Origin of the sequence: Vibrio sp. 10N.247.310.23 (genome assembly GCF_041467155.1) — a bacterium.
Classification (GTDB): Bacteria; Pseudomonadota; Gammaproteobacteria; order Enterobacterales; family Vibrionaceae; genus Vibrio; species Vibrio crassostreae_C.
Genome location: NZ_JBFSTZ010000019.1, coordinates 23,996 through 39,973, shown reverse-complemented (window position 1 = coordinate 39,973; position 15,978 = coordinate 23,996). Strand labels below are relative to the sequence as shown.

Genomic DNA, 15,978 nt, shown 5'->3' with positions numbered 1-15,978 from the left:
GGTATAGATCTTATTAACTCGTACCCAAATTTTACTAATCTAGTTTACCTAAACCTTTTAATCCCATCTAATACGAGTGCGAACAGTGATAACGTAATCAACAAATAAGTTGGTATTTCTTGTACTGTAATAGCGTCACCAATCAATAACCCAACAACAAAAATAAAAGCAGGCTCAACGTAACCAAGCAACCCAAAGACAGAAACTGACAATTTAGAGTAAGCGTACAGATAGCAAAGCATAGGTATTACAGATACGATACCTAAGCCAGCATAATATGCATAATTACCGACAGAAAGAGATAAAGAAAAGTCTAATGGATAGAGCAAGAAAAAACCGAACAAAGCCAATGGCATAAGGAATAGGTGATCTACAGCCAATCCAATATCGGTAGCTAATGGTATTGTTTTTCGGTGCATAAAATAAGCTGGGTAACCCAAAGCTATCACTAGTACCACCCAAGAGATTCCGTCGGATAAAGCATACGTATAAAGCGTACCCGACAGTGCGAGATAACACGCTAGCTTTTGATAAAAAGACAACGTTTCTCGATATACCAATCGACCAATTAAAACCATTACGATTGGCATCGTAAAATAGCCTAATGCAAGAGACAAAGTCTCTCCATTCACAGGCGCCCAAACAAACAACCAGTATTGCGGTGCAACCAAAAGTGCTGAAACACAGTATTTGGGCCACATTTTCCACACCTTTAAAGCTTGCAGTAGTAGGTGAGTTCTTTTGGAGATAAATAATAATAAGCAGAGTAACATTGTACTCCACAGTATACGCTGCACTGCTAACCAATGGCTTTCCCCCCCTGTAATCTCACTTGGGGGCAGTGGTGGTTGAAACTGGACATATACAGGTATGAATGCAAACAAAAATGAACAAAGAATAGATGCTATAATACCTTTGGTTTCTGCTGGCAAGGTTTTAATGTGGCACTTTAATGAAAAATAGAAACACGTCATGATTAATATGGCCTTTTTTACGGCGCTGCGTTCAAGAAAATACTAGTTTTTTAATTTATTGTTTTATTGGATCGTTATCAATCGAACGAACTAAAACATTAAAAATAAGTGCCACTTAGAAAATCTAAATAGTCCACGCATGCCAATTCATCTTAATTAAATTAATAAATGAGTGACTGACTGATTCTCACCCATTAAATCTATAGGTATATAAACCATTCACGCAATGCATTGCAAATAAAAAACCAACCTGGCTTATATTTTTTAATACCTTATTTAAATTAGCAATTTTTATTAAAACCAGTTTAAAATATCAACACAGAGTTATAAGAAAAATTTTCATTACAAATTTGTCTAGATATTTTTTCGGTTACCACTTTCATTCTCACTCCCATAAAATCATTACTAGTACCCTTACTACCATTTATCTTTTATTTCAAAGAATTGTTTAAAGAGCAGGCATCATAGTTCAAATCTAACCGTCAATTAAGACCACATAGAAATAAACACACAGTCCCCGCAGGACTTAATCATTAATAACAAAGTCAGACAAGTACACCCAACCTAAGCACCTGTTTTATATTGATTTGTTATATTTTAAACTGAAGTACCCTGGTAGAGAAGTGGTACAAAAAAATTAGATAGTATTTTAATTTTACATAAAAACCGCCTTGCCAAATGGGAGGAAATATGACACATTCCTCAAAGAAAACGGTATATACCATTACAATTCAGCTCCCAATTTTATTACGTAGCGAGATGACTTAACATCATGAAAAATGTTTAAAAAATATCAAACAATAGAAATATCTTTTACATTATACAAAGTAATCAGAGCTCACAATAGATTATCTAGAACAGAAGTTACACTTCCAACTAACAAGAAAAAATGATTAATGATGACTGAAAAAGGTGACGCCTTAAAGTTGAATATTTTTCCTGGTTTTAACTTTAAATTAAGTGAATGATTTATAAAAAGACACTTTTATTTTTTAACTTAATTTTACTTTTAAAAAAACTTACAGTGGCGTTGCGCCTAATACCTATTTTTTAATTAATACACCCCTTCAGCTAGAGTTCACGCTATAAAACCATATATAACAAGGAGCAGAAAATGAAACTACAGCAACTTCGTTACATTAATGAAATAAAAAAAAATGGGTATAACATATCTCTTACATCACATCAGCTATATACGTCTCAGCCCGGTATCAGTAAACAAGTTTCACTTTTAGAGGATGAACTGGGCGTGAAAATTTTTGATCGACAAGGTAAACACTTATCTGGTCCTACAAATGTCGGTAAGGAAATCCTAAACGAAGCCATTAAAATCTTAGAGATTGAGGATAGAATCAAGGCTATTTCATCCGAAGTTACATCCCCAAAAAAAGGGAAACTCAATATCTTTACAACTAACGCCATTGCAAATTTCATACTACCTAAAAGCGTCCGTTACTTACTGACAAGCTACCCAAATGTGTCTCTGCACATGTCGACAATCGAACCAAGTCATCTTAATAATTCCTTGCCGGCTGGACCCGGTGATATTGCGATTGTGGCTCAGGATATTGAAGAGATGACAGGCCTAACGGTACTCCCAGTTTACAAGTGGTCATTGAGCTTAATTATCCCTTCTGAACATCCACTATCAAAGACACACACATTAACCCTTGAACAAATAGCAAAAGAAAAACTCATTAGCTATGAATTAAAATCAACAGGGCGAATCGCTATAGACAATACGTTTTCTCAACTAGGCCTAACCCCAGATTATATTGTCACAGCAATGGATGTAGAGGTAATAAAAGAATATGTCAGTAAAGGGGTCGGTATTGGTATCATAGCGTCAGTTGCTGCCCACTCAATAGATGATTCTTTTACCGTACGCTCATTAGAAGGATTTTTTCCCGATTGTTACGCATGGCTTTGTTTTGGTAAAAACGTGTATTTGCAGACATACATGTATGATTTTATCGAAAAGCTTGCACCACACCTCACAAAAGTAGTGATTGAACAAACCAAGCATATGACTAAGTCGGAAATAATAGATTGGTTTAAGACTGTCCCTCTACATACTTATAAGTAACAACCATTACCCTCTCAAGTCATTAAGAATGTGACACATAACCTCCAACTGTTTATTATATGCAAAAATTTGCACTACTATCTATTTTTTATGAGATATGTTCGTATTCAAGAAAATCTTAGATACGTTACTTCAACAACGTCTCATACGTTAAATTAGGAGCTCACCATGACTAAAGTTGCCATAATTACAGGATCTAGCCGCGGTATCGGGAAAAAAATTTCTCACTATTTCGCTCAGGAAGGATACTCTTTAATTTTAATGTCCTTGAATAAGCTGAATCTTGAACAGGCAAAAGTAGAAATAAACACACTCTTTCCATCGTGCAACGTAGAAGTAGTGCCTATCGATTTCAACGTCCCGTCCGAGGTAGAAGCAACAATCACATCAATCATCAAAAAAAATAAAAACATTGAGGTCATGGTCAATAGCGCTGGTATTTTGGCAGCAGGCAACACTAAACTACCTTTAGTCAAACTTTCTGAATTAATGAATGTAAACCTACTGTCTACCATCACTGCTTGTAATATCGTTGCAGAACAAATGAAAAAACAAAGGTTTGGAGAAATATATAACATCGGTTCCACTGCAGGTTTGACGCCAGTCCCCAAAATAGCCGCTTATGCAGCTTCAAAAGCGGCCATTGTCAGTTATAGCGAGTCGCTCTATCATGAGCTTCTCCCATTTGGTGTAAAAGTTTGTTGTTTATGCCCAAGTGTCGTAAACACAGACATGACTAACGATGGTCGAATTGATAATAAATTAAAAATTGAAACTCAAGATTTAACAAAAGCACTCGATTTTATTCGAAGCTTATCTTCTGCGGCAGCCGTAAGCACACTCTCCATACGCTGTCGTATCATAGACTTAGAGTAATAAAGAACGTTCAGAGAAACTCTAACACCTTTAATACCATACTTAACATCACTGTAGTGGTCTATAACGGCCATCGTTCGACTATAAAAAGTTAGAGTAACCTGGGAGGTCTACACCAATATTCCTAGACACTGAATTAAGTGATCACTAACGACTTAAACAACGACGTCTAAGGAAACTAGAATCCTTAAATTAAAAGGAGATGCAACAAAACTAGCAGAGAAAGTGAGAAGGGCTGTGGCAACAAGACAGCTTTATTTACATGAATATCAAATCGACGCTTGGTGAAAGAATTCGAAGGAAGACTCTAAACTAATCAGCAAGAGCGAGGAGCTAGCAGCAGATGCTGCCAAGCTCAAACGGCAGCTAATCGAATGGGCAGAAGAACTAGAAACTGGACAAAGAGCCACCACCATCCTCGAAAAACTCTAAAGTAAGGTATCGGTTAATGCGGGGGTCTCTCCTACTGGAGCAGATTAAAACCAATAGCTTCTAAATGACTGACCTATGAAATAGGCCAATCATCATACTTATATTTACTCATCACGTATTGATGATTACATGAAGTTAGACTGATAGTAACGAGTTACTCGACCACATATTTTTATTAAGCGGAAAAGCCACCGTCGATCATCAAATCAGCACCAGTGATGTAACCCGCTTCTGAGCTAGCGACGAATGCTACTAAGCTAGCAATCTCCTCCACTTGACCATAACGACCAAGTGCACCGATAGCTTTTACAGGCTCTGAAGTATCGCCATTGTCTGGGTTTAAGTCAGTATCGACCGGACCAGGTAAAATGTTGTTGACCGTAATACCTCTAGGGCCGAGATCGCGAGAGAGACCTTTGGCCAATCCGGTTAGTGCAGACTTGCTCATTCCATATATAGAACCGCCAGCAAAAGGAATACGCTGAGCATTAGTACTACTGATATTAATTATTCTGCCATGATTATTCATATGCTTCGAGGCTTCATGAATAGCTACAAATACACTTCGTACGTTAGTATTGATGGTCTTGTCCCAATCATCCATCGTCAAATTTTCTATATTATCCCAGATAAGCGTACCTGAATTGTTTACGACAACATCAATCTTACCAAGTTGCTTGATGGTTTCACTGATTGCATTTCTGATATCTTCCGGCTTCGTGCTATCCGCTTTTATCGCGATAACTTTACCACCTTTTGAAATTAAGCTATCAGCAAGGTCTTTTGCTTTACCCTGGGATGACACAAACGTAAAAGCAACAGACGCGCCCTCTAAAGCCAATCTCTCAACAATCGCAGCACCAATACCGCGACTGCCGCCTTGGATAAATGCAACCTTACCTTTAAATCTATTTAAGTTGTTCATTATGTTTGCCTTAATTAAAAGTAGTCAATGTGAATCATCTTTTTAATGTCTGCATCATAACCGATTAAATCTCAATTATTAAGTCCTTAAAGTTAAAATCAAAAAGTCCCTATAGGAACTAATTGTAAATACAAAGTCAGCTTATAGAAGTTTGTCACTTGGTTATCGTAGCGAAGTTAAGCAATTTTGCCCAAGTTACTAGAATTAACATCCAAGTTCGAGTCATTCGATTTATCGCTCACCTTTAATCGTCGCCCTACTGATTTTATCAGTAACGGGGTGCTCCTGTGACTCGAGCTAGCTACTTAGATAAGAGCATTAGGAAAGGAGCGATCATTTTTATCTAGATAAAAACGCCTTACATTCTACCTAAAATAAGAGTAAATCAGATATTTTAGGTGTCATTGTTTTTAGTTAGATCAACGATATTGAGGCCACTATCAAAGTTTGATAGTGGCCTCAATCATCATAAAACCTACATACTAGCTAACAATATTTACATTTGTCTTAGGTATCGCGCAGCAAGCTAGGGCCATTCCTTTCGCCTTATCACTGTCTTCAATTCCTGGGGCATCGGGCTGGTAAACCTCTCCTGATTTCACAGTGACTTTGCAGGCGCCGCAGAAACCAGCTCTGCAGTTATTCGAAATAGAAAGCCCTGCTGCTTCAGCTTGCTCCAGAACGGTGCGCTGGTTGCTTCCTTCAAACACGACACCATCAAGGTTGATTTGAACCCTTTTCTCGCTCCCGTCCGCCACTCTTGCAACGCCAAATGTCTCTTGATGGTACTGTTCTTCGGGCAGCCCACTCTCTATCATCAAGCGCTTTACACTCTCCATGAAACCACTAGGACCACATACAAAAACTTGACGTTTGTGAAACTCTGAAATTTGATTTAAATGAGTACGACTAAAATGCCCCTTTTCGCCTAGCCAATCAGTTGATGGCTCGCTAAGGGCTAGAGTCACAGTGACATTGGCGTGTTGTTTTTCTAGCATAAGGAGCTCTTCCATGAATGGAATATCCGCTTTCGTCAAACATTGATGATAAAACGCAATATCACGCGTGTCTCGTTGGTCTGTCAAATACCGAAGCATAGCGATCATGGGCGTCACACCGCTACCGGCAGAAAGCAGCAACAGCGGCTCATTCGATTCTTTAGTAATATGAAAAGTGCCTTTGGGTTGATCCGCAATAATGGTATGGCCAACTTGTAAGTGGTTGAACAACCAGTTGGAAACTTCACCACCATGGACTCGTTTCACTGAAATCGACAAACGTTCTGGCCGAGAGGGGCTAGATGACAGCGTATACATTCGTTTGGTCAGTTTGCCATTAATCATGAGCTCAATAGGAAGATGTTGCCCCGCTTTATACTCAGGCACCATGCCGCTTTTGGGCTCAAACCAAAATGTCTCGAAACTTCTTGCCACTGATTCTCTTTCAACGCAAATCAACTCTTGTTTTTTGGCATCGAGATCTTCATAAAACTCCTTGGATTTATACTCAAGTACTTCGATAGCATCATTGATGGAGACAACACCTTCGTTTTTCGCTACAAGGTTTTGCCCGAAAAATATTTTGCCTTGCTCGTTGGCTCTAAAGCGCGAAAAGGTCGTCAATGGCTCTTTACTGTTCCTAAACTCTCCATTTTCCAGATCAAGTGTCGTTAAAATGCACCGCTCACACGGCTCTACAATTTCAAATTCGACATCACCTATTTTGATACGCTTCCATGAGTCTTCGATAAAAGGTTCGTCTGATTGCACCACCAGGTTGGTACGAAACTGTTCCATGGTGTGAACTTCGCTGCTGCGTCTATTTAGCTCCGCTAATGAGCCAGAGCTAATAAGCAAAACAGGAAATCCGTCGGCAAAGCTCACATTATGACCAAGATTTTCTTTCACACGCTTAGATTGCTCGCCAGTAAACAGTAACTCAACTCGCTTCCCAATTACTTGGCTAAACCAGTCATTCGCTTCATCGGTTGTTGTGTAGGCTGAAAAGCTGTCCCTCCAAACACTGGCATCTGTCGCCTGCATTTTGAAGGTAGAGTAGTGTAATTTTAGTGCCGCCAGCCCAGGGTAAGAAAAAATGACACCGGTTGGCATTAGACTAGAACTCACCTTCACCATATTTGGATACTGGCGCGCCGTCACCATGGTTGGGTATTTAGCCGAGGCGGAGACATCATCACCAGTTAACGCCAACATAAAGCGACGATCAAAAACAAGGCCTTGCTTTTCGACCCATGAAGAAGAGAGAGAAAGCCCGCCAATGGATTTGACTGGATAGATATTAACTTGGGAAAGTACGGTAGGATTTACCACAATGTCACCCTTTATTATTGTGTTGACTTATTGAACCGAAAGGAACTGTTTTAACGACCTAACAAGGCAGATGGTTTATCTTGTCGCTACGAAGATTACCTCGCGGACTTAAGCATGAAGCGCATCGAAACCAACGCATTCAATACCATTTTTTCTTAGCCAGAGAGAAAACTCATCGCTGGTTAAAATCTTCCACTCTTCAACACGAGCATGAGCATAGCTAGAGATTTCCTCTAGCTCTTCAGTTAGCGTCCTTGCTGGGTGGCACATTAATTCAATCGTACTGTTAGGCATGCTGTCTTGATAAGCCAGCAATACTGCTTTGAGGTATTCAATATTGACACCTTCAGCATGAAAGCCCATATCAAACGCATCTGGGGTAGGAACCGACAGTAAACTTTGACCCTGTATAAAGCTATCAATACGCCTAACTGGAAGACCTATTTCATTCGCTGCCTGCGTGAAACCTATCTTAAGAGGACGGTAGGCACCAGCAAAATGGTGGCTATCGATATGATTAATATTAAATCCCGCGTCTAAAGCCGCTTGATATTGCGCCATACACTCTCTAAAGACTTCATCAGAAGACACATCAGATTTATTAAACAGGGCCTTTCTATCAAAAAAATGACCATTCTCGTCAACCAGTGTTGGAATTAATTTAGGGGACGATATTGATTTACCTGATGTCACTGTAAAATGCAGTCCAACTTCATGAATAAGACCACGCTGATAGAGTTGTGACGCGTGAGATACACCAGGTTGGTTCATCATTATGGTGGTCGATTTTACGGTCCCGGCGCGAAAACAATCAGCGATACCCAAGTTTACAGATTCCGTCAGACCGAAATCATCAGCGTTTAATATAAGTTTCATCGTATCTTGTCCAATTTATAAATAATCAATTCTTGTAACGTATCTATAAGACCCGACGTCTATTTTAAACATCTCACACAACAACTTTGCGTTTGTTGATTGAGTAAAATTTAACACTTCGCCCATGACCCATTACAAAAATTACTCTATAATAGCTAAAAGCTTCTGACAAACGAACAAAACTTCAATATAAATTAACTAGAGTAATGCATGAACTTAGTGACCAATCAACAACAACAGCTTTCTCTTCTTCATACTTTTAGCGTTGCAGCGCGCCACTTGAGTTTTACCCAAGCAGCAGAGGAGCTCTTTATTACTCAAAGCGGAGTCAGTCAGAGAATAAAAAAACTGGAAATACAGCTTCAATTCAATCTGTTTATTCGAAAGACCCGAAAGCTAGAGCTCACCCCAGAGGGGCAAAGAGTTCTGAGTGTTTTAAACTCATCATTTGAGTCCATATTTTCCACCCTCTCTGACATTCAAACCGGAGAGCTGACTGGTAGCTTACATATAGCCACATCACCTTATTTCGCCTCTGCTTGGCTGATCCCGAGACTCCCCTCACTTCGTCAGCAATACCCACACTTAAGCATCAAGCTGCAAACCAAACAAAACCAATCTGATTTTGAATTTGAGCCATACGATGTAGCTATTTTTTATAGTAAAGGAGAATACCCAAATCACTACAGTGAGCGTTTATTTTCTGGAAAGAGAACACCTGTGTGCAGTGCTGACTACGCCGAGGAGCATTGTCTTAACAATGGAATCAATACTCTATCAGACGTTAATTTTATCCATAGAGGGGATACAAGTGCGTGGCAGTATTGGTTAGATGAGATAAGTGTAGGCATCGACTGCGAAAAGCGATGTGATTTCTATAGTGATAACAGACTGGCGATGGAAGCAGCGGAATTATCACTCGGTGTGTTTCTTGCTCGATTAGAATTTGCGCTGCCTTTAATTCAAGCGGGTAAGTTAGTCGCGCCATTTCCACATATTGAATCAGGAAAAGGCTACGATTTGGTTTGCCCTAAAGGAATGGAAACCAGAGCGAAGTTCCAAGCGTTTTCTCGCTGGGTACATTCTGAGATAGACAACGGATAAAGAGTTCTCGTTATATTGCTACATAACCGAGTACAAATTATAAGCAGTTCAAATATAAAAATACCCTAGAGTGGCTCTAGGGTACGAATTAACAATGATAGGCAATCTACGACAGTAATCAAGACTGCATTGTCAACAAAACTTAGCTCTCGTTTTGTAAGTTATTTTTTGTTAAAAAAATCAATAACTAGATCTTCAACCTGGACTGGACACTCCTCCATCAACCAGTGACCACATGACTCCAACACATGACCTTGAACATCATTAGCATATTCTTTCATTTGATTAAATTGAGTCGCTCCTAAACTGCCTTGACCATTACCTGATATCGTCAGAATCGGCATTTTCAACAAGTTATTCTCTGATAGATTGTCATTTTGAATCACAGATTCAGGAAGTGCTCTGTAATACTCAAAAGCAGCGTTTAGAGTTTGAGGTTTTTTATAAGATTCCGCATACATACCGAACAGTTCATCTGAAAATGCATTCTTATTCTCTGCATGCTCAAGAATGAAGTGCTTAAAAAACTTATCTTCATTGCCTGATATAAGTGATTCAGCCAATTCGTTTTTCGCAGAGAAAAAGCTAAAGTGCCACGCGGTCGACTCTCCCTGAGGAGTATAAGCTGGGAACGTGTATATTAAGTCGCTTGGTACGATGGTCTCCAGTAGAGCGACCTTATCAATATCATTCTGATGTTGAGCTAGCATAGGATATGTGACCCAGCCACCAATATCATGAGCTATGACATTGAATTTATCATCCGGGCTAAAGGTCTTAGCTAAAGAATGGATATAAGGTGATACGTCCTGCCCTGTATAAGTGGAGTCTAGCGGCTCAGATAAACCAAGACCTGGAAGATCCATAGCAATAACTTGGTAATCTTCTGCTAATTTAGGCATTAACTGGTGCCATTCGTACCATGACTGAGCAAAGCCATGGACCATTACCAATAAAGGCCCTTCCCCTCCAATTACATAATGAAGCTTCACTCCGTTAACTTCTTTAAAGCTGCTTTCAAAACCAGAAGGAATTGGAAACTCACTGTCCGCTTGACTCTGCTCATTACCCGCAAAAGCCATTGAGGAAAGTAAAATGCCCGATGCGACTAAAAGTGTTTTCTTCCATTTTTTCATAAAGTTAAATCATCTCATAACGTGTTAAGTCGATATGCACTTAAAGTTAATGGCATACCGAAGCAGGGCGCAAAATGTGTCATGATGTTTCAGAGCAGTCAACAGGACATTTCTTAACAAATTAGAGTAACGCCTTCATTTCGCGCACTAATCCTCCCAACAGCCACCAAAGAAAAATTGAATATAAAAAACATTAAAAACAATAACTTAACTAGTTTCATTCTATTTCTGATTTGGCGACCGATACCTCTAAATAACACATTAAGTCCCAATTGGAATATCTATTAATAAACATTAAGACTTAATTGAATTCATTTTATCCGTTATTATGCTGTCCAAGTTGATAATTAAATTTAAACGACTACAGATATCTTTTGGTGAGATTTAAGGTTCCATGTGACAACGAATAAACCCAACTGCCGCTTCTGTCATAAGAGTGACAGTGTCATAAAGCATGGTTATGGCCCCAATGGCCATCAACGATTTCGCTGTCTTGCTTGCCGCCGTACCTTTCAAGTGAATTATTGTTACGAGGCCTGCAAACCAGGAATTCGAAATAGGATTATTGAAATGACCGCACAAAACCATGGAAAGCGAGAAACCAGTCGTCATTTACACGTTGCCTACAACACAGTTCTAAGCACATGTCATCGGGTAAGAAAAAAGTCTCCACCCTTTGATAATACGAATTCTGATACGTTGCCGAATTCAATCACATTGAAAACGGCATTTTTATTGGATAAAAAACAACATTTTTGTGCCACTTTTCCAACACTTGGACTTAGGGCTCTAACAACAACCAATATCGACGGTACGTAATTACCGCATATTAATAATTTGAGTTGAAACAATGAAAAAACAAAGCTTGTTTATCTTTGCTCTATCTTTAGCCGTTTTTGGCGTTATCACGACAGAGCTTGGTATTATTGGTCTCCTTCCACAAGTCATGAAAGACTTCAATATTGATGTACAAGAAGCTGGTCTATTAGTCAGTGTCTACGCTATTGTCGTCGCGGTGAGTGGCCCCTTTATTACGTTAATGATGTCTGGATGGAATAGAAAGCATGTTCTAGTCGGCATTTTGTCTCTATTCGTTGTCTCTAACCTTGTGTACGCTATGACGCAAGATTACACAACCATGATGATATTTCGCGTTCTACCGGCGTTAGTACATGCTGTATTCTTTTCTGTCGCTTTAGTGGTTGTCACATCAATGGTTCCAGTTGAAGAACAAAGCAACGCCGCTGCTAAAGTTTTTGGTGGAGTAGCCGTAGGATTAGTCTTTGGTATTCCGATTAGTGCTTTTCTTGCTGAAGAATATTCTCTCGCTTATGCCTTTTACTTTGGTTTAGCCGCTTGCGCCATTGCGTTAGTGAGTGTGATGTTCTTGATGGAAAGTGCTCCCGTTAAGGAAAAAATGTCATTCGGCTCTCAAGTAACTATCTTACGCAGCAAATCAATGTGGTTGTCATTATTCACCGTTATATTCATCTTTGCAGCGATGTTTTCTTCGTACAGTTTTATTACTCAATACTTAAGTACTGTAACGAATATGAACGGTACGTGGATTAGTGCAATGCTGATGGTGTTTGGTATCTTTGGTATCTTTGGAAACTTCATTTTTGGTAAGCTACTCAGTAAAAATATTCTTAAAACAGTGATGCTGTACCCTATAATATTCGGTCTTACCTTCATAATTGTTTACTTCATGGGGTTCTCATTCTACTTTATGATCGGCATGGTCGCGTTTTGGGGTGCAGTGCATTCTGCAGGATTGATCGTGAGCCAGACATGGATAATGGAAAATGCAGGTGATTCAAAAGTATTTGCAAATAGCCTCTTTGTGTCTTTTTCTAACTTAGGAATTACTCTTGGCTCAGTTATCGCGGGATGGTTTATCTCTCAATTCGGCGTAGAAAATCTATTTTTATCAAGCTTAGTCTTTACGATGTTAGCATTAGTTAGCATCTTACTTAACCAGAAGAAAAGTTCAGATCTCAAACTTTCAAAAGTGAATTAGTCTATGAAAATGCGGCTTTCGTGACTAGAGCCTTAATCACGAAAGCCTGCATTATTTTTGAGTTTCCATCCCCCAAACAGCTGTTCAGATCGTAGGGGCTTGTTTATTTCTCCTGAATTACGTACAAAGCCCTTTCAAGATCCTATCTTCACCACCGTTTATGTTTTTTCATCTGTGACATAACGTTTGAAAGCCTAACTAATTGATGTTAAACATGCGGCTTAAAAAATAACAACAAAGATCCTTCAATGGATCTGCTCTTTTGCCTACTGGCTAGGACCTCTATGACAGAAAACACTCAACACCTTCAACGCTCCTCGATTGAGTTACACGAGTTTACACGTACCGACATCTGGAGCGGCTTCACCCAACTTTTGCCTCTCTCTATGTTTGTGATCGTATTTGGTTTCGCATTCGGTGTCGCTGCAGTACAAACTGGACTGAATTCTTTTCCAACTATGTTAATGAGCACACTTGTTTTTGCAGGTGCTTCACAGTTTGCTACGTTGGATATGTGGGGAGCAGAAGTCCCCCTTATTCCAGTTCTTATTACCGTATTTGCGATCAATGCTCGCCACCTTTTGATGGGGGCCACGCTATATCCTTAGTTACGTCAACTCCCCCCGACAAAACGATATGGTGTGATGTTGATAGCTTCGGACGCAAACTGGGCAATGGCACTCCATGCCTTTGGAAGGAAGGAACCCGGTTTTGGATTGCTCGTTGGCGGTGGTTTAGCACTTTGGTTATTTTGGATCATCGGCACTTGGGTTGGCATTTACTTTGGCAGCGTAATCCAAGATCCAGTGGGGCTTGGGCTCGATATGGTTATGGGCTGCTTTTTACTTTCCATGGTCGTCGTTGGGCCTAAAAACTCAAGAATCTTTATTATTTGGGCCACAGCAGCGGCATCTTCAATATTGGCATATTGGTATTTACCTGAAAACAGCCATGTTGTTGTTGGTGCTATTTCTGGTGGGGTGTTGGGTGCTTGTTGGAAGGAGAAGAAATCATGAGTATTGAAACAAATGTTGGTGGTACTTTATTGATAATCATTGCAATGGCATTGGTCACATTAGCTACACGCTGGGGTGGTGTATATGTCATGTCATTTGTTCCAATTAGCGAGCGTGTTCAACGTTTTATTACAGCGATGTCAGGTTCTGTATTAGTCGCCCTTCTCACACCTCTTGCCGTAGAAGGTGACAACGGAGCTAGAGCTGCACTCTTTTCTACAGCTGTCGTCATGTTCGTCATCAAAAAACCTCTACCAGCAATCGCAGCAGGAATCATTGCCGCGGCGGCAGTACGATCTTTGTAGCCATTACCACTACTACGAAACTCCCCAAATAGCTAAACCACATCTGCGCCTTGGTCACATCTTTCGATGCTATCAAGGCTTACCCAATACCTGAAAGTGACGGATATAAACCAAGTGATCTGCACCAGTCTGACTGGTGCAGATCAGTATGACGGTTGTTCATTATTGTTACAACCCAATAGAGATAGAGTGGTCAAAGAAATAAAAATAATTTTGTTAAAAAAGCTCATAATCTAATCGCCTATACATAACAATTCCATTACAGTAGCGACATGATACTTGTCTGAAACTTCTCGAGCAAGTGAGTCTACCCCTGCTTTTCCAGTTGGTTATTACAATCCACATCACCCACATCAATATAACAATGGATTTACACAGAATTAGTCAAGTCTATAACCCCATCGGCCACTGCAATACGTATACCCAAACTAGTAGTAAGGTCGTCCACACCAACAAAAACGCCAAGCTAAAAGGCAACATTAATGACATCAGGGTACCTAATTTAGCCTCCTTATCGTAATCTTGTGCGGCCGCTAAAATTAACCCGAGATAGCCAAACAGTGGGCTAATAATGTTGGTGACTGAGTCTCCAATCCGAAACGCCGCCTGTGTCACTTCTAGTGGAATGCCGACATAGAACAATGAAGGGATCAATACGGGCGCTATCATGCTCCATTGAACAATCGGAGATCCCATAAAGATATTCAGAAAGGCACACAAAATAACGACCAATAAGAGAATTATTGCTGGATGTAGTTGTACCTCTGTCACTAAGCTACTCATCGACATGGCTAATACACCCGACAACTGGCTGAGCTTGAAGAGGTAGATCATCTGCGACGCAACAAAGATGATCAGTAAAAACACTCCAAGTTGGCTCATGCTTTTTTGACAAGCATTCAGCAGATCGCGCTCGCACTTGAAGCTTCCAGAGAGGTAGCCATAGGCTAATCCACTTAAACCAAATGTAACGGCAATAATAATAGGTAGTCCACGCATCACTTCGCTGCGTCCTAAAGGTTGGCCTTCGTATGGGGCTAGCCAGCCGTTGGGTAGGACGGTTGAAAGTACAACAAACACGGCAACCATGACGAATACAACGGCTGCGGCCCACATGGCTTTGTCATTATTGGCAGCTTTGTTGTTATCGAAATCATAGCTGTCAGTGAACCTTTGTTCAGGCGTAGCATAATGGCATGCGAATCGACTTTGACGCTTTTCAACGATATTAATCGAAACAAACGAGCCTACTAAAACGAGAGCGAATACGCTGGCACTCATAAAAAAATAGTTAGCCAGAGGGCTGACGATAATAGTCGGATCAATCAGTTGAGCAGCAGAGGTCGTGATGCCTGCAATCACAACGTCATAAGTGGTTAAGAATACGGTGGCGTGAGTTCCCCCTGCTACCCCCGCAAATGCGGTGGCAAGCCCAGCAAGCGGCGGGCGATTGGCGGCTTGGTATGCTCGACAAGCCAAGGGGATGAGTACAATATAGCCTACAGAACCGACGACATTCGATAAAATGCCCAAGATCATGATGCTTACTGTCAGCTGCCACTTGCCGGTTTTACTGACTAACCGCTGAACGGAGTAACTGATGAGGCCAGAAGAGTCCGCCAAGCCAATTCCAATGGTGGCAATAATGACGACGCCTAATGGTGGGAAGCTGATGAACTCTTTGACGCTGCCACCGAGCCAAGTTCTTATCGCCTCTAAAGACAACAGGTTGTTGACGTGTTCAATGTTTCCACCGGGCAGTGTGTAAGAGACTTGGGCGTTGGACGTGAAGAATGAGGTTACTATGATTATCAACGACAACCATAGAAACAAGAAGACAGGATGGGGAAGTTTATTTCCCCATCGCTCTAACTTATCAAAAAACGTATTTGGCATCA

12 protein-coding genes and 1 pseudogene are annotated in these 15,978 nt (G+C 40.4%); 7 read left to right on the top strand and 6 right to left on the bottom strand.

Annotated features, from left to right (window positions below):
* Positions 1-44: 44 nt before the first annotated feature.
* A complete protein-coding gene (rarD, locus tag AB6D93_RS15210; RefSeq protein WP_086714197.1) occupies positions 45-974 on the bottom strand; it encodes an EamA family transporter RarD in 930 nt (309 codons plus the stop codon).
* A 1,114-nt stretch (positions 975-2,088) separates the two neighbouring features.
* Between rarD and AB6D93_RS15205 the strand changes: the two genes are divergently transcribed.
* Both AB6D93_RS15205 and AB6D93_RS15200 read left to right on the top strand, forming a co-directional pair.
* Entirely contained in the window at positions 2,089-3,060 is a 972-nt protein-coding gene (locus tag AB6D93_RS15205) for a LysR substrate-binding domain-containing protein (RefSeq protein ID WP_086714196.1), read from the top strand.
* 168 nt (positions 3,061-3,228) lie between these two features.
* Positions 3,229-3,936, top strand: a complete 708-nt coding sequence (locus AB6D93_RS15200) for an SDR family oxidoreductase (protein WP_086714195.1) — start codon at positions 3,229-3,231, stop codon at positions 3,934-3,936.
* Between the two features lie 607 nt (positions 3,937-4,543).
* On the opposite strand, the gene AB6D93_RS15195 is transcribed toward AB6D93_RS15200, so the two are convergent.
* The 3 genes from AB6D93_RS15195 to AB6D93_RS15185 form a co-directional block, all read right to left on the bottom strand.
* The gene (locus tag AB6D93_RS15195; RefSeq protein WP_086714194.1) at positions 4,544-5,293 is read right to left on the bottom strand and encodes a 3-oxoacyl-ACP reductase family protein; all 750 of its coding nucleotides are present in this window, start codon (positions 5,291-5,293) and stop codon (positions 4,544-4,546) included.
* Positions 5,294-5,775: 482 nt separating this feature from the next.
* A complete protein-coding gene (locus AB6D93_RS15190; RefSeq protein WP_102333506.1) occupies positions 5,776-7,623 on the bottom strand; it encodes a hybrid-cluster NAD(P)-dependent oxidoreductase in 1,848 nt (615 codons plus the stop codon).
* 108 nt (positions 7,624-7,731) lie between these two features.
* On the bottom strand, positions 7,732-8,499 hold the full coding sequence (locus AB6D93_RS15185) for a carbohydrate deacetylase (protein ID WP_086714192.1): 768 nt from the start codon (positions 8,497-8,499) through the stop codon (positions 7,732-7,734).
* Positions 8,500-8,709: 210 nt separating this feature from the next.
* Between AB6D93_RS15185 and AB6D93_RS15180 the strand changes: the two genes are divergently transcribed.
* Complete coding sequence (locus AB6D93_RS15180) at positions 8,710-9,603, top strand: LysR substrate-binding domain-containing protein (RefSeq protein ID WP_086714191.1); 894 nt, start codon at positions 8,710-8,712, stop codon at positions 9,601-9,603.
* A gap of 161 nt (positions 9,604-9,764) precedes the next feature.
* On the opposite strand, the gene AB6D93_RS15175 is transcribed toward AB6D93_RS15180, so the two are convergent.
* A complete protein-coding gene (locus AB6D93_RS15175; protein ID WP_086714190.1) occupies positions 9,765-10,739 on the bottom strand; it encodes an alpha/beta fold hydrolase in 975 nt (324 codons plus the stop codon).
* A 396-nt stretch (positions 10,740-11,135) separates the two neighbouring features.
* On the opposite strand from AB6D93_RS15175, the gene AB6D93_RS15170 reads away from it, so the two are divergent.
* The 4 genes and pseudogenes from AB6D93_RS15170 (at position 11,136) to AB6D93_RS15155 (ending at position 14,080) form a co-directional block, all read left to right on the top strand.
* A complete protein-coding gene (locus AB6D93_RS15170) occupies positions 11,136-11,558 on the top strand; it encodes an IS1-like element transposase (protein ID WP_086714189.1) in 423 nt (140 codons plus the stop codon).
* A 31-nt stretch (positions 11,559-11,589) separates the two neighbouring features.
* The gene (locus AB6D93_RS15165) at positions 11,590-12,759 is read left to right on the top strand and encodes an MFS transporter (protein ID WP_086714188.1); all 1,170 of its coding nucleotides are present in this window, start codon (positions 11,590-11,592) and stop codon (positions 12,757-12,759) included.
* Between the two features lie 284 nt (positions 12,760-13,043).
* Positions 13,044-13,775: pseudogene (locus tag AB6D93_RS15160) on the top strand (AzlC family ABC transporter permease).
* On the top strand, positions 13,772-14,080 hold the full coding sequence (locus tag AB6D93_RS15155) for an AzlD family protein (protein ID WP_086714187.1): 309 nt from the start codon (positions 13,772-13,774) through the stop codon (positions 14,078-14,080). Before AB6D93_RS15160 ends, AB6D93_RS15155 begins: the two are co-directional and overlap by 4 nt.
* Before the next feature lie 390 nt (positions 14,081-14,470).
* Here the strand turns inward: AB6D93_RS15155 and AB6D93_RS15150 are convergent, their stop codons facing one another.
* Positions 14,471-15,976: an AbgT family transporter gene (locus AB6D93_RS15150; RefSeq protein WP_102333507.1), complete on the bottom strand. Its 1,506-nt coding sequence runs from the start codon at positions 15,974-15,976 to the stop codon at positions 14,471-14,473.
* Between the last annotated feature and the right edge of the window lie 2 nt (positions 15,977-15,978).

Bases quoted from the DNA above. Each gene is read 5' to 3' on its own strand.
- rarD (WP_086714197.1), bottom strand. From the start codon at position 974: ATGACGTGTTTCTATTTTTCATTAAAGTGCCACATTAAAACCTTGCCA.
- AB6D93_RS15205 (WP_086714196.1), top strand. From the start codon at position 2,089: ATGAAACTACAGCAACTTCGTTACATTAATGAAATAAAAAAAAATGGG.
- AB6D93_RS15200 (WP_086714195.1), top strand. From the start codon at position 3,229: ATGACTAAAGTTGCCATAATTACAGGATCTAGCCGCGGTATCGGGAAA.
- AB6D93_RS15195 (WP_086714194.1), bottom strand. From the start codon at position 5,293: ATGAACAACTTAAATAGATTTAAAGGTAAGGTTGCATTTATCCAAGGC.
- AB6D93_RS15185 (WP_086714192.1), bottom strand. From the start codon at position 8,499: ATGAAACTTATATTAAACGCTGATGATTTCGGTCTGACGGAATCTGTA.
- AB6D93_RS15180 (WP_086714191.1), top strand. From the start codon at position 8,710: ATGAACTTAGTGACCAATCAACAACAACAGCTTTCTCTTCTTCATACT.
- AB6D93_RS15175 (WP_086714190.1), bottom strand. From the start codon at position 10,739: ATGAAAAAATGGAAGAAAACACTTTTAGTCGCATCGGGCATTTTACTT.
- AB6D93_RS15165 (WP_086714188.1), top strand. From the start codon at position 11,590: ATGAAAAAACAAAGCTTGTTTATCTTTGCTCTATCTTTAGCCGTTTTT.
- AB6D93_RS15155 (WP_086714187.1), top strand. From the start codon at position 13,772: ATGAGTATTGAAACAAATGTTGGTGGTACTTTATTGATAATCATTGCA.
- AB6D93_RS15150 (WP_102333507.1), bottom strand. From the start codon at position 15,976: ATGCCAAATACGTTTTTTGATAAGTTAGAGCGATGGGGAAATAAACTT.